This is a genomic window from Streptomyces bottropensis ATCC 25435 (assembly GCF_000383595.1).
Classification (GTDB): domain Bacteria; phylum Actinomycetota; class Actinomycetes; order Streptomycetales; family Streptomycetaceae; genus Streptomyces; species Streptomyces bottropensis.
Map to the genome: position 1 here is coordinate 5,868,278 of NZ_KB911581.1, position 14,734 is coordinate 5,883,011.

General features: G+C 75.1%; 8 protein-coding genes and 1 pseudogene. 6 read left to right on the forward strand and 3 right to left on the reverse strand.

Annotation, left to right across the window (positions count from 1 at the left end; translation table 11 throughout):
* Positions 1–212 precede the first annotated feature (212 nt).
* A complete protein-coding gene (locus STRBO_RS0126195; RefSeq protein WP_005483988.1) occupies positions 213–1,352 on the forward strand; it encodes an XdhC family protein in 1,140 nt (379 codons plus the stop codon).
* A gap of 33 nt (positions 1,353–1,385) precedes the next feature.
* On the opposite strand, the gene STRBO_RS0126200 is transcribed toward STRBO_RS0126195, so the two are convergent.
* A complete protein-coding gene (locus STRBO_RS0126200; protein ID WP_005483990.1) occupies positions 1,386–1,889 on the reverse strand; it encodes a metallophosphoesterase family protein in 504 nt (167 codons plus the stop codon).
* Between the two features lie 163 nt (positions 1,890–2,052).
* Positions 2,053–4,473, reverse strand: coding sequence for a SpoIIE family protein phosphatase (locus tag STRBO_RS0126205; protein WP_005483992.1), 2,421 nt, complete (start codon positions 4,471–4,473; stop codon positions 2,053–2,055).
* A gap of 251 nt (positions 4,474–4,724) precedes the next feature.
* On the opposite strand from STRBO_RS0126205, the gene lanKC reads away from it, so the two are divergent.
* From lanKC to STRBO_RS0126225, 4 genes are all read left to right on the forward strand, one after another.
* Complete coding sequence (lanKC, locus tag STRBO_RS0126210) at positions 4,725–7,487, forward strand: class III lanthionine synthetase LanKC (RefSeq protein WP_005483993.1); 2,763 nt, start codon at positions 4,725–4,727, stop codon at positions 7,485–7,487.
* An 84-nt stretch (positions 7,488–7,571) separates the two neighbouring features.
* Complete coding sequence (locus STRBO_RS0126215) at positions 7,572–7,688, forward strand: SapB/AmfS family lanthipeptide (RefSeq protein ID WP_005483995.1); 117 nt, start codon at positions 7,572–7,574, stop codon at positions 7,686–7,688.
* A 224-nt stretch (positions 7,689–7,912) separates the two neighbouring features.
* Positions 7,913–9,721, forward strand: a complete 1,809-nt coding sequence (locus STRBO_RS0126220; protein WP_005483996.1) for an ATP-binding cassette domain-containing protein — start codon at positions 7,913–7,915, stop codon at positions 9,719–9,721.
* Positions 9,721–11,673 (forward strand): ATP-binding cassette domain-containing protein, encoded by a 1,953-nt coding sequence (locus STRBO_RS0126225; RefSeq protein WP_020115094.1) that lies wholly within the window; start codon positions 9,721–9,723, stop codon positions 11,671–11,673. The genes STRBO_RS0126220 and STRBO_RS0126225 overlap by 1 nt, the downstream gene beginning before the upstream one ends.
* Here the strand turns inward: STRBO_RS0126225 and STRBO_RS42240 are convergent.
* A pseudogene (locus STRBO_RS42240) lies at positions 11,596–12,234 on the reverse strand (response regulator); the annotation flags it as partial. The gene STRBO_RS0126225 and the pseudogene STRBO_RS42240 overlap by 78 nt on opposite strands.
* A gap of 164 nt (positions 12,235–12,398) precedes the next feature.
* Between STRBO_RS42240 and STRBO_RS0126230 the strand changes: the two are divergent.
* Positions 12,399–14,543 (forward strand): SpoIIE family protein phosphatase, encoded by a 2,145-nt coding sequence (locus STRBO_RS0126230; RefSeq protein WP_020115095.1) that lies wholly within the window; start codon positions 12,399–12,401, stop codon positions 14,541–14,543.
* The last annotated feature ends 191 nt before the right edge of the window (positions 14,544–14,734 follow it).

Genomic DNA, 14,734 nt, shown 5'->3' on the forward strand with positions numbered 1-14,734 from the left:
TTCGAAATGGGGTGCATTCCTTCCTGGTGGGACATGGACGCTGCGCGCATCGGGGCTCTCCTTGATCGCTGGGGGGGTTCCTTCGCAGTGAAGCAGAGCGGTTTGCGCCGTCGCAAACGGTTTCCTCGCCCTCGGGGCGTTGGTCCGGCGGGCGGTGCGGGCCGAGTCGGCGGACGCTGGAGGCACGGGGCGGCGGTGAGAGGAGCGGGTCCGTGCGTGAGGTCCTTCCGGCGCTCGGCGCCTGGTACGCGGCGGGTTCCCCCTTCGGGCTGGCCACGGTGGTGGCGGTCAGCCGGAGCGCGCCGCGCGGGCCGGGGGCCGCCATGGCGGTCGGGCCCGGTGACGAGGTCGTGGGCGGCGTCTCCGGAGGATGTGTGGAGGGCGCGGTGTTCGAGCTGGCCCGGGAGGTCGTGGCGTCCGGGGAGGCGCGACTGGAGACCTTCGGTTACAGCGACGAGGACGCGTTCGCGGTGGGGCTGACGTGCGGTGGGGAGATCACGCTGCTGGTGCGGCGGGTGACGGCGGCCGAGGACCCCGCGTTCGGGCGGGTCGCGGAGTCCGTGGGCGCCGGGCACCCGGTGGCCGTGGCCACCGTGCTCGACGGTCCGGCCCCACGCGGCGCCACCCTCGCCGTGTGGCCGGACGCCGTGCCCGGCGGGTCCCCCGCGTACGGCACCCTCGGCACCCTCGGTTCGGCGGGGCTGGACGTGGCCGTCGCCGCCGACGCGCGGGGTGAGACGGCCCAGGGTGCCACCGGGCAGCGGCACTACGGGCCGCACGGCGAGCGACGCGAGGACTCGGTCACCGTCTTCCTGCACTCCTTCGCGCCGCCGCCCCGCATGCTGGTGTTCGGCGCGATCGACTACGCGGCGGCCGTCGCCCGTATCGGCGACTTCCTGGGCTACCGCGTCACGGTGTGCGACGCCCGCCCCGTCTTCGCCACCTCGAAGCGCTTCCCCGCCGCCGTCGAGGTGATCGTCGACTGGCCCCACCGCTATCTGCGGGGCACCGCGACCGACGACCGCACGGTGATCTGCGTCCTCACCCATGACCCCAAGTTCGACGTGCCGCTTCTGCGGGAGGCGTTGCGCCGGCCGGCCGCGTACATCGGGGCGATGGGCAGCCGCCGTACGCACGACGACCGGGCACGGCGGCTGCGGGAGGCGGGGCTCGGCGCGGCCGAGATGTCCCGGCTGCGCTCCCCGGTCGGCCTGGACCTCGGCGCCCGCACACCGGAGGAGGTGGCCGTGTCCGTGGCGGCGGAGATCGTCGCTCTGAGGTGGGGCGGCAGCGGGGTGCCCCTGACGGCGACGACCGGGGTGATCCATCCCCCGCCGGACCCGTCCCGGTGAGCCCGGCGGCGAGCGCCTCGGTCAGGTCCTCGGTCAGGTCCGGGGCGGCAGTCGGTGCAGCCGGACGTCCGTCAGTCGGCCGTCCTGCGCCGTCGCCGTCATGTAGGTGCAGTGGGGCTGGCGGCGGCGGTCGGTCGGGGAACCGGGGTTGAGCAGGCGCAGACCGGTGGCCGTGGTCGTGTCCCAGGGGATGTGACTGTGGCCGAAGACGAGGACGTCGGTCTCGGGGAAGCGGGCGGCGCAGCGCGGCTCGCGGCCCTGGGCGGGGCCCGTCTCGTGGACGACGGCGAGGCGCAGACCGGCCAGTTCGGCGTGGGCGACCTCGGGGAGGCGGGCGCGCAGGGCGGGGCCGTCGTTGTTGCCGTACACGGCGATCAGCCGGCGTGCACGGGTCTCCAGGAGGTCGAGGGTGTCCTCGTCGACCCAGTCGCCGGCGTGGACGGCCACGTCGGCCTCCGCGATCTCGGCGAGAAGCCGCTCGGGCAGCGCCTTGGCGCGCTTGGGCAGGTGGGTGTCGGTCGTCAGCAGGAGGCGCACGGAGACAGGGTCGCATCCGGTGAGGGCATTGCGCCGTCGGCGGCGCTGGAGCCACCCGCCGAGCGCGCCTCACGCGACGGCACCCGCACCGGCACCCGCACCCGGCCCCGGCCGCGTATCCGCACGCACACCGACCCGCCGGCCGATCCGGCCGGTACCCGCCTCAGTCGAGGGGGATCTCCGCCCACACCTGCTTCCCGCCGCTGACGGGGACGGTGCCCCAGGCCGCGGACACGGCCTCGACGAGGAGAATGCCGCGGCCGCCGGTGGCCTCCCAGCCGATGACCGTGGGCTTCGCCGGCGTACGCGGGGAGGAGTCGGCGACCGCGACGCGCAGGCGGTCGGCCAGGAGGGTGAGATCGAGGCGTACGCGGCCGTCGGTGTGGACGAGGGCGTTGGTGACGAGCTCGGAGACGACGAGGAGCACGGTGTCGGCCATGGACTCCACGCCCCAGCGGCGCAGGACACGCCGGGTGTAGCGGCGGGCCTGGCCGACCGCCTGGGGGACCCGCCAGACACTCCAGTTCTCGCGCTGGGGGCGCAGGGCCATGCCGTCGTAGCGCAGGAGGAGCAGGGCCACGTCGTCGTCGCGGTTGGCACCGCCGAGCAGGGTGTCGGCGACCACGCCGAGGTGGGCGGGGGCGGCGGCGGCCAGTTCGGCGGCGAGATGGTCGAGGCCGTCCTCCACGTCGATGTCGGCGGACTCCACGAGGCCGTCCGTGGTGAGGGCCAGCAGTGTGCCGGGGGCCAGCCGCAGGGGGCTCATCGGGAAGTCGGCGCGCATGACGACGCCGAGCGGCGGGCCGCCCTCCGACTCGCTGATCTCGGTGGAGCCGTCCGGGTGACGCAGCACCGGCGGGATGTGTCCGGCGCGCACGTACCAGGCGGACCCCTCCTCCAGATCGATGTCGACATAGCAGCAGGTGGCGAAGAGGTCGGTCTCCATGTCCATGAGGAGCCGGTTGGCGTGCGAGACCACGACGTCCGGTGGGTGCCCCTCGACGGCGTAGGCGCGCAGGGCGGTGCGCATCTGGCCCATGAGGGTGGCGGCGCCCGCGTTGTGGCCCTGGACGTCACCGATGACGAGGGCGACGTGGTTGTCCGGGAGCGGGATGACGTCGTACCAGTCGCCGCCGACCTCCAGACCGGCGGTGGTGGGCAGATAGCGGGCGACGGCGACCGCGCCCGGCAGCTGGGGCAGCCGGCGCGGCAGGAGGGTGCGCTGGAGCATGCCGACGAGTTCGTGTTCGGCGTCGAAGGCGTGGGCCCGCATCAGGGCCTGCCCGGCGAGGCCCGAGGCCGCGGTGAGCAGGGCACGCTCCTCGGGGCCGAAGTCGTGGGGGCTGTCCCAGCCGATCAGACAGGCCCCGGCCATCCGGCCCCCGGCGGGCAGCGGGAGGACGGCCAGGCCGCCGGGGCCGACCTCGGCGAGGGCGGGCTCCAGATCGGCGCCGGCGGGCCAGATCCCGGCGCGTCCCTCGCGGAGCGCGGTGGCGAGGGTCGGCATGGTGCGCACGGGCGCGTCTGGCCACTCGTAGCGCCATTCGGAGCGCCACACCTCGGGCCAGACCTCCGGCTGCGGCGGATCGAGGACGGTGACGACCAGGCGGTCGCCCTCCAGCTCGGCGAGGGCGATCCGGTCGGCCCGCAGCGGCTTGCGCAGGGCGGTCACCACGGCCTGGCTGACGTCGCGGACCGTGCCGGCGGTGGCCAGGGAGGCGGCGAGGCGCTGGATGCGGGCCACGTCGCCGCGGCCGGTGCGCAGGGTGGAGGCGTCGGCGACGGTGCCGACGAGACGGGCGGGCCGGTCCTCGCCGCCGGGCAGGATCCGGCCGCGCAGCCGGAGCCACTTCTGTTCCCCGGAGGGCTGCAGGATGCGGAACTCCAGCTCCCGGTCGCCGATGGACATGTGGTCCGCCTCCACGACGGACATCAGCGCGGGCAGGTCCTCGGGGACGGTGAGCGCGATCAGGGTCTCCACCCGGCCGTCGAAGTCGTCCGGACCCATGCCGAACAGCTCCAGCAGCCCCTCGTCGACCTCCACCCGCCCGGTGTCCATGGCCAGGTCGAACGAGGCGCCGGGTCCGGCGGGCGGCGCGGGTGCGGAGCTGGTGACCGCCTCGGCAAGCAGGTCCAGGCACTGCCGGTCCTCGGGCCCGAAGGCGTCCGCGCCGTCGCCGACGGCGACGAGGCAGCCGCGTTCACGCAGCGGCAGCACGCCCAGTGAGAATTCCTCGGCGTGGGCCCGGCGGACGTCGCCGTCGTGCTGGAGGTCGGCGGAGGCGAGCCAGCGCCGCCGGCCCGAACGGCACACCTCGGCGACCGGGGTGGTCCCCGCCGCCGGATAGCTGTCCCGGAGTCCGTACAGGTTCCTCGGGACGCCGGCGGAGCCGGCCAGCAGCAGCGCCTGGCCCTCGCCGTCCGGGAGGTACACGGCGGCGACGGCCGCACCCGTGAACACGAGCACCTGTTCGAGGATGGCGTGCAGCCGCTCGTGGGGATCGAGATGGCCGCCGAGCGACTTGAGCGCGAGTTCGGCACGCAGCGTCCTCGTTCCGCGTTCCGCAGCGCCTGCACTGACCACGTCCGCAATTACAGCGCTTCCGGCACGGTCGCGCAGCCCCTGGGACCGTTCCGCCGGGTCGCCGGCCCGCCGCGGGCTGCCCGTTTCGAAGAACGTCGAACACATCTTTACGCGTGCGTTCCGCACGGTGAGCGCGTGACAGCCGTGACGGGTTTCTGGTGACAGCCGTGACTGTCGGGCGCCGCGGCGGGCTGGAAGGCTCGTCGTCACTTGGCCCAGGGAGCGACGGCACACGACCCGGGGGAACCGGCATGGACAAGCGGTACGAGGCGTACGCGCTCGCCGACAGACACTTCTACGAGACACCGGACCGGCTCTCGGCCGGCGACCGCGTCGGCGCGGCGGCTCCCGGTTACGCGACCGCCGGGCGCGCGGTTCCCGAGGGCTGGCGGGCCGCCCGGATCGGGGACTGGCTGACGCTGACACCGGTCGACGACGGCGGGCGGCCCCGTCCCGGGCCCACCCAGGGATGGAAGGTGCACGCCTCCGCCACTCGGGGGAACGCGGACCGGATCGCGGCGATCGTGTGGGACTACTGCGTGCCCCGCGGCATCCCGTTCAAGTTCGTGCCGGGCCCGCATCTGCTGCATCTGCGCAACGCCAAGTACGCGGCCCGCGACACCAGCGGCAAGTTCGTCACGGTCTACCCGGCCGACGAGGAGCAGCTGCACCTCGTCCTGTGCGAGCTGGGCGATCTCCTCAAGGGCCACGAAGGGCCGTACATCCTCACGGACCTGCGCTGGAACGAGGGACCGCTGTACGTCCGCTACGGCGCCTTCGCCCGCTCCTTCGTCGTCGACGAGCGCGGCACGCTCGTACCGGCCGTCCGCGACGGCGCGGGCACCCTGGTGCCGGACCAGCGGAAGCCGACCTTCCATGTGCCCGAGTGGGTGACCCTGCCCGCGTTCCTGGAGCCGCAGCTGGCGGCGCGCAACACGACCACGGTCGGCGATCTGCCGTACCGCATCGACAAGGCCCTGCACTTCTCCAACGGCGGCGGGGTGTACGTCGGCACGGACACCCGTGACGGCCGCCGGGTCGTCCTCAAGGAGGGGCGCCCGCACGCCGGGCTGGCCGCCGACGGGGCCGACGCGGTGACCCGGCTGGAGCGGGAGAAGGACGCGCTGGAGCGGCTGGCCGGGCTGGGTGTGGTGCCCGAGGTGCGCGACTGGTTCACGCTCGGCGACCACCGCTTCCTCGTCATGGACTTCGTCGAGGGCCGCCCGCTGAACTCCTGCGTCGCCGAACGGCACCCCCTGCTGGCCCCGGACCCCGGGCCGGACGCGGTCGCCGCGTACACGGCCTGGGCGCTGCACGTGCACCGGGCCGTCGAGGAGGCGGTGGCGGCGGTGCACTCGCGCGGGATCGTCTTCAACGACCTGCACGTCTTCAACATCATGGTCGCGCCCGACGATCGGTCGGTGTCCCTCCTCGACTTCGAGGCGGCGGCGCCCGCCGAGGACGACGGCCGCCAGACCGTCGCCCACCCCGGCTTCCTCGCGCCCCCGGACCGCACCGGCCCGGACGTCGACCGCTACGCCCTGGCGTGTCTGCGCCTCGCGCTGTTCCTGCCGGTCACGTCCCTGTTCGTGGTGGAGCGGGAGAAGGCCGCCCATCTGGCCACGGTGATCGCCGAGCAGTTCCCGGACGTCCCGCGCGCGTTCCTCGACGAGGCGGTGGCGGAGATCACCCGCGCGGGCGGCGCCGCCGGCCACCGGCCGGCCGGGGCACGGGGGACACGCGCCCCGGAGGGCGACTGGCCCCTCGCCGGGCCCGCGGACTGGCCGTACAGCCGTGACTCGATGGTCAAGGCGATCCTGGCCTCGGCCACGCCGGAGCGCGACGACCGGCTCTTCCCCGGGGACGTCGCCCAGTTCTCCGACGGCGGCGGACTCGGCCTCGCGCACGGAGCGGCGGGCGTCCTGTACGCGCTCGCGGAGGTCGGCGCGGAGCGCTACGAGGAGGGCGAGCGCTGGCTGCTCGACCACACCGCCCCGGTGCCGATCGGGACCCCGCTCGGCCTGTACGACGGGCTCGCGGGCGTGGCCCTGACCCTGGACCGGCTGGGCCACCGGCAGCGGGCCCTGGACCTGGTCGAGCGGATCCTCGCCGAGAAGTGGCACCGGCTGTCGTCCGATCTGCGCGGGGGTCTGGCCGGGCTCGGTCTGGTGCTCGACGAGCTGGCGCGGACCACCGGTGAGTCGGGGCTGCGCGAGCGGGCGGCCGAGGCCGCGCGCCTCCTCGTCGACCGCCTCGCCGAGCCCCGCCCGGCTCCGCCCCGCCGCCGCGCCGGCCTGCTGCGCGGCGCGAGCGGGCCCGCCCTGTTCCTCCTGCGCCGGTACGAGGCGACGGGCGATCCCGCGCTGCTCGCCTCGGCCGGTGAGGCGCTGCGGCAGGACCTGGAGTGCCTGGTCGAGCAGACGAACGGCGGTCTGGCCGTCGACGAGGGATGGCGGACGATGCCGTATCTCGGCGACGGGAGCGTGGGCGTCGGCATGGTGCTCGACGACTACACGGCCGCGGCCGCCATCGCGACGGACGGCTCCAGGACCGACGGCTCCTGGACCGCCGCCCCCGGGGCGGGTGCCTCAGCGGCGGGCGCCTCCGCGGCGGCCGTCTTCGAAGCGGAGGAGGCCACGGCCCAGGGAACCCTCGGCGTGGAGAACTTCGCGGAGGACTTCGTCCGGATCCGTGCGGGCGTCCTGACCGCCGCGACCTACCGCTTCTACGCCCAGCCGGGGCTGTTCGAGGGCCGCGCCGGGATGATCCTGCACCTCGCCCGGACGGGCGCCCCGCGCGAGGCGCTGACGGAACAGATCGCGGCTCTCGGCTGGCACTCCATGCCGTACGGGGGGCAACTGGCCTTCCCCGGCAACCACTTGATGCGGCTCTCCATGGACCTCGGTACCGGGACGGCGGGTTGCCTGCTGGCGCTCGGCGCGGCACACGCCGCCGCCGACGACGCCACGCCACACCTTCCGTTCCTGCCGCCGCTACGACGGCGGCCCCGATGACGCGGTTCCGCCACCCGGCGGAGTCGTGACGCAACACCCCCGTCCCCAAGGCCCCTGAAGGGGCCACGACCGAAAGGAATCGACATGGCACTCCTCGACCTGCAGACGATGGAAGCCGACGAGACGACCGGCACCGGCGGGCCCAGCTCCCTGAGCGTCCTGTCCTGTGTGAGCGCGGCCAGCATCACGCTCTGCCTCTGACCCGGCCGGGGCGTCCGGGTGATCCCGGGCGTCCGTCCGACCGGCACGGCGGCTGAGCCGCGCCGACGGCTCCGGACGGTTCCTCTCCCCTGCCTGGGGAGGGGCCGTCCGGGGCTCACTCACCTCCGCGCCACGGTCACACGGCGGTCGTGCGGCCTCCGTCCACGCCTCCGCCCCTTCGTCCGGTCCTCCCGGTCACCCGGTCATCCCACGTCAGGACGGGTATGACGACCCTCTCCGAAGCCGGCGCCCCCGGCCCGGCCGCGTCCCTCTCCCTGCCGCGCTCCACCGTCCGGCACTCCGGCCCCCGTTGTGCGGTCCTGGCACTGGTGTCCATGGCCGCGACGGGGGCGAACCTGTCGCTGCCGCTCGCCCTCGGGCGGGCCCTGGATCTGCTGCTGGCCGGCGACCCCGGCGCCTCGCGCCGGGTGCTGTGGTGTGCCGGGCTGGTTCTCGCCGTCGCCGCCCTGGACGCGGTCGAGACCGTCCTCGCCGGGACCACGAACGCCCGGTCCACCGCCTGGCTGCGCCACCGCACGGTCGGACACGTACTGGCGGTGGGTCCACGGGCCGTCGGCCGGTTCGGGCCGGGTGACCTGGTGGCCCGCCTCGTCGGGAACGCGGCCCAGGCGGGAACGGCGCCCGCCACCGTCGCCGCGCTTCTCGCGGCGCTCGCGGGGCCGTTGGGCGCGGTGGTGGCCCTGGGCCTGATCGACCCGTTCCTCGCGGTGGTGTTCCTGGTCGGAGCGCCGCTGCTCGCGCTGCTGCTGCGCGCGCTCGCCCGGGACTCCTCCGAGTGCGTCGCGCGTTATCAGCGGGCCCAGGGGCGTATCGCGGGCGGTCTGGCCGAGGCCGTCGCCGGACACCGCACGATCGCCGCCGCGGGCATCGCCGACCGAACCGTCGCCCGCGTCCTTGGCCCCCTGCCCGAACTCTCCCGTGAAGGGCACCGGATGTGGCGGGTCCAGGGCCGGGCAGCCGCGCGGGCGGCCGCCGTGGCACCCCTGCTGCAGCTCTCCGTCGTGGCCACGGCGGGCGTCCTGGTGACCCGGGACCGTCTGTCCGTGGGCGAGTTGCTCGCCGCGTCCCGCTACGCGGTGCTCGCCGCGGGCATCGGTGTCCTGGTCGGCCTTGTCTCGGGCCTCGTCCGCGCCCGGGCGGGGTCGGACAGGCTCGCCGAGATCCTGGCCGAGCCTCCGACCGCGTACGGCGAACGGCTGCTCCCACCACCGGGGCAGGGCGCCCCCGAGGGGCGGCTGGAACTGCGCTCCGTGACCGTCCGGCGCGGGGGGCGCACCGTGCTGGACGGAGTCGATCTCGTCGTACCGGGCGGGACCACGCTGGCCGTCGTGGGCCGGTCCGGGGCGGGCAAGTCGCTGCTCGCGGCCGTCGCGGGGCGGCTCACGGACCCGGACGAGGGAGAGGTACGGCTCGACGGGGTGCCCCTGCCCGAACTGGACCGCCGGGAGCTGCGCCGGGCGATCACCCACGCCTTCGCACGCCCGGCGCTGCTGGGCGAGTCCGTGGAGGACACCATCGCCTTCGGTGTCCCCCGGCCCTCCCCCGCCCGCGTCCGGGAAGCCGCCCGCGCCGCGCACGCCGACGCCTTCGTCCGGCGCCTGCCCGACGGCTACGCCACCCCGTGCGCCGACGCCCCCCTGTCGGGCGGGGAGGTCCAACGCCTCGGTCTCGCACGGGCGTTCGCCCGCGACAGCCGTCTGCTCGTGCTCGACGACGCCCTCTCCAGCCTCGACACCGTCACCGAACGCCACATCACCGCCGCCCTGCTGCGCCCCGCCGGCGGCAGCCGCCTGATCGTCGCCCACCGCGCCACCACGGCCGCCCGCGCGGACACGGTGGCGTGGCTGGACGGGGGGAGGGTCCGGGCGGTGGCGTCCCACGCCGAGTTGTGGCGGACGGCGGCGTACCGGGAACTGTTCGGAGAGGGAGGCGAGGAGGGCGTCTCCGCCTCGCCCGGCTCGGGCGGGGCGAAGGCCGCCGAGGACGACACACCCCCGTACGGCGGTTCGTGATGGGCGACCGGGACGAACGTCGTACGACCGACCGGCCGGCCATCGGAGCCGGCCTGCCGGGACAGTCCTTCCCCCCACCCGGCCTCCCCCGTCGCGGCCTGCGCTTTCTCCGGCGCCGGGCGCGTGTCGTCGTCAGGCTGGTGCTGTGGTCCGTGCTGGAGGCGGTGCAGACGTTTCTGACGGGGTACGCGCCGGCGCGGGCCCTCGACGAGGGGTTCCTGGCCGGGCGGGCGGGCGTCGGACTGGGGTGGCTCGGGGTCGGGGCGGGGGCGGTGGTCGTCGGGGCGTTCGGCACCGGGCGGGTGTACGGGTGTGTGGCGGGGCTGGTGGAGCCGCTGCGGGACCGGCTGGTGCGCGGGGTGGTCGGGCGGGGGGTGCGGGAGGCGGACGGCGGGGCCCTGTCCGGGCTCACCCAGCAGGTGGAGATCGCCCGGGACACCTTCGCCGGGCTGGTGATGGTGTCGCGCTCGTTCGTGTTCACCGCCGCCGGGGCGCTCGTCGGACTCTTCTCGCTGGCGCCGCCGCTGCTGCTCGTGGTGGTGCCCCCGCTGGTCGCCGGCGTGGCCCTCTTCCTGGCGACGCTCAGGCCGCTGGCCCGTCGCCAGGAGACCTTCCTCGCCGCCGACGAGGCGCTCGCCGACCGGCTCGGCGACGTCTGCCCCGGGCTGCGCGACATCACGGCGGCCGGCGCGGAGGACATCGTCGCCGCCGACACCGGCCGTCGCGTCGACGCCGAGCACCGGGCCGCCCGCGCGCTGGCCCGCTGGGGCGTCGTCCGTGTCGCCGCCCTCGCGATCGGCGGCCACCTGCCCGTCGTCCTGCTGCTGGTCACCACGCCCTGGCTCCTGGCCCGGGGCGTCACCGCGGGCGCCCTGATCGGCGCCCTCGCCTACGTCACCCAGTCGCTCCTGCCCGCCCTCCAGAACCTGGTCCACGGCCTCGGCACCAGCGGCTCCCGGCTCGCGGTGGTACTGCGCCGCCTGCTCCCGCCGGGCGACCCGCCCCACCCTCCCGACCCGCCGCACACCTCGCCCCTCCCCACCCCGTCCGCTCCCGCCCTCTCGCTCTCCTCGGTCACCTTCGCCTACGGCTCCTCCGCCATGCCCGTCATCGACGGCCTCAGCCTCCACATCGCCCAGGGCACGCACCTGGCCGTCGTCGGCCCCAGCGGCATCGGCAAGTCCACCCTCACGGGGCTCGCCGCGGGTCTGCTGCTCCCCCGGCACGGCAGCGTCCGCTTGTGCGGGGAGCCGGTACCCGGCGCCACAGCGCGTGCACACCGGGTGCTCATCCCGCAGGAGGCGTACGTCTTCGGGGGATCCCTCGCCGAAAATCTCGCCGAACTGCGGCCGAAACCCGTGCCCGAGGAGGAGCTGTGGGGCGCCGCGGAGGCCGTGGGGCTCACCGAGGTGATGGTCCGGCTGGGCGGTCCGGCCGCCGAGGTCGACCCGCGCGCGCTGTCCGCCGGGGAGCGGCAGCTCATCGCGCTGGCCCGGGCGTACCTGTCGCCGGCGCCGGTCGTGATCCTCGACGAGGCGACCTGTCACCTGGACCCGGAGGCGGAGGAGCGCGCGGAACGGGCCTTCGCCCGGCGGCCGGGCACGACCCTCGTGGTGGTCGCCCATCGCGTCAGCTCGGCCCGCCGCGCCGACCGGGTGCTGGTCATGGACGGGCGGTCCGTCGCCCACGGGGAGCACGGCGAACTGCTGGCCCGCTCGCCGCTCTACCGGGACCTGGTCGGCGCATGGTCCCCCGTACCGGCCCCGCCGCACCCGCGCGGCGGGCGCTGTTCAGAGCCAGCCCTCCCCCTGCGAGATCCGGATGGCGTCGATCCTGTTGCGCGCCCCGGTCTTACGGGTGATGGCGGCCATGTAGTTGCGCACGGTCCCGTGGGAAAGGTGCAGGCTGCCGGCGATCTCGGCCACCGAGGCACCCTCGGCGGCCAGGGATAACACGCTCAGCTCGCGGCGCGTGAACGGCATCTCGGCGGCCTTGAGGAATCCGAAGCCGAGGGAATCGTCGACGAAGCGTTGCCCTCGGGCGACCTCGCGTATCGCCGACACCAGCCGCCGGGGCGAGCCCTTCTTGTCCACGTATCCGAGGGCCCCGGCCTCCGCCGCGCGCTTCAGCAGGCCGGGTCTGCCCGCGTGGGCCAGGACCAGCAGCCCGGGGGCGGGGCCGCCCGCGGCGCGCAGGTCGCCGAGGGGCGGGATGCCGACCGCGTCGGCGCAGTCCAGGTCCGCCGCGCACACGTCCGGCCGCAGGGACCGGACACGGCCCGGCGCCGCGCGCCAGGACGCGTCGTACACCACCAGGTCGGGTTCCTGGCGCAGCCACTCCGCGAGGACCGACCTGACCAGACATTCGTCGTGCACGAGCAGTACCCCGATCACGTTCGCCCTCCGCCTCCCGGCCCACCGATGTCCTCCGCCCCAAGCGCGTGCCCATTGTCGGCGTCCCCGACCACACGCCAGGGCACGGAGAACCAGCCATCGGGGGGCGCGGGGGCGCACTCGCGGCGCCCGCGCGCGAGCGCGCGCATCAGACGAGGGGGCATGGGCCGGGCGGGAGGGGGTACAGCGTTTCGTCCGGGCGGGCGCTCGCCGTGCGTGGGCGGCCCCCTAGGAGGAGCCTGGACCCTGGAACCGTCGCGCGGCCGTGCGAGGAGGTGGTGGGCATGTCCGACGTCCATGCGTCCGCGGGGCGGACGACCGTGGAGACGGGCCGTGTCGGCCATCCGCTGCTCTCCCTGGCGCTGGCCTCGATGATGGACGACGTCGGGGCGCACTCCGGGGCGGTGTATCTGCTGGCGCCGGACGAGCCGGTCCTGGAGATGGCGGTCATGGCGGGACTGCCGAGGTCGTTCGCCGCGCCGTGGGAGCGGGTGGGGCTGAGCGCCCCCGTCCCCGTCTCCGAGGCGGTGCGGGGACAGCGGCTGGTGTGGGTCAGCGGCGAGGAGCAGATGGCCCGCCGCTATCCCCGGATCGCCGTGGTCCTGCCCTATCCGTTCGCCCTGGCCGCGTTGCCGGTGGCGACCCGCGACACCACCTACGGCGCCGTCTTCCTCACCTGGCCCGGCTCCCATCCGCCGGAGCTGAGCGAACGCGAGCGGGACCAGCTGACCTCGGCCTGCGACCGGCTCGCCAAGCGGCTGCGGCGCGCGGAGGAGGAGGGCCGCCCGGTGCTGCCGGAGCCGGACCTGTCGGCGCCGTCGGCGACCATGGTCGCGGGGACGCTCGGCACGGTGGAGGCGGCGCGGATGGTGGCGCGGCTGCCGTACGGCATGTGCGCGCTCGACCTGCACGGGCGGATCACCTTCGCCAACGCGGCCACGGCCGAGCTGCTCGGCATCCCGGTGAGCGGTCTGCTGGGCACCCAGCTGTGGGTGTCGGTGCCGTGGCTCAACGATCCGGCGTACGAGGACCGGTACCGGGCGGCGCTGATGAGTCAGCACGTGACGTCGTTCGTGGCGCTCCGACCACCGAGCGACTGGCTGTCGTTCCGGCTGTACCCGGGGACGAACGGGCTGAGCGTACGGATCTCGCGGGCCCGCGCGGTAGCCGAGGCCGAGCACGCCGCGCAGGTGGAGAGCGACGGGCCGGGCCGCCTGGTGACCATCCACCACGTGCTGGCGCTGGCGAGCGCGCTCACGGAGGCGGTGAGCGTGCAGGACGTGGTGGATCTGGTCGCCGACGAGATCGTCCCGGCCATCGGCGGGCAGGCCCTCGTGATGTACGGCTCGCGTGCCGGGCGGCTGCATGTGCTCGGCCATCGCGGCTACGCCGACCCGCACCTCGTGGAGCGCTTCGACGGCACCCCGCTCACGGCGCCGATGCCCGGGGCGCACGCCCTGACGACCGGGGTGCCGGCCTTCTTCGAGTCCCGGCAGCAGCTGGAGCACCTGTATCCGGTGCGGCGGGACACCCCGGACGGGCTGAGCGCCTGGGCGTACGTGCCGCTGATCGCCTCGGGGCGGCCGGTGGGCACGTGGGTGCTCGGGTACGCGGAGCCGCATCCCTTCCCCGCCGACGAGCGCGCGGTGCTGACCAGCCTCAGCGGGCTGATCGCCCAGGCCCTGGAGCGGGCGCTGCTGTACGACGCCAAGCACCAGCTCGCGCACGGTCTGCAGCAGGCGCTGCTGCCGCACTCGCTGCCGTCGATCCCGGGAATCGAGGCCGCCTCCCGCTATCTGCCCGCCACCCGGGGCATGGACATCGGCGGCGACTTCTTCGACCTGGTCCTCTCGCACGGGCGGGCCTCCGCCGTGATCGGGGACGTGCAGGGGCACAACGTGACGGCGGCGGGCCTGATGGGGCAGATCCGTACGGCGGTCCGCGCGTACACGACCGTCGGGCAGTCACCGGAGGAGGTGATGAGCAGTACCAACCGGCTGCTGATCGACCTGGGTTCGGAGCTGTTCGCGAGCTGTCTGTATCTGCGGCTCGACCCGGCGCACGGCACGGCCGTCATGGCACGGGCGGGGCATCCGCCGCCGTTGCTGCGCCGGCCGGACGGGAACGTACGGGTGCTGGACCTCGCGGGTGGTCCGCTGCTCGGCATCGACGCGGCGGCGACGTATCCGACGACCGAGGTGGCGCTGGCACCGGGGTCGGTGCTGGTCCTGTACACCGACGGGCTGATCGAGTCGCCCGGGGTGGACATCGAGGACGCGCTGGCCGCTCTCGGGGAGCGGCTGTCGACGGCCGGGGAACGGCCCCTGGAATGGCTCGCCGACCGACTCGTGCGCGAGACGGAGGCGGCGGAGGAGCGGGCGGACGACGTGGCCCTGCTGTTGCTGCGGGCCACGGGCGCCGCCGGGTGACCGCCCGCGTGCGGCGGGTCGGGGGTCCTCGCCGCACGGACGAGAGCGCACCGGACGGACGAAAGCGGTCCGGCCCTCCCGCCGGAGGGCCGGACCGTTCCACCTGCCGGCCGCACCGCTGGGGTGGGCCGACAGGTGGGTCGTGGGGTGACGGGCCGGAGATCAGTGGCCGCTGAGCCCGGGCCGTCGTC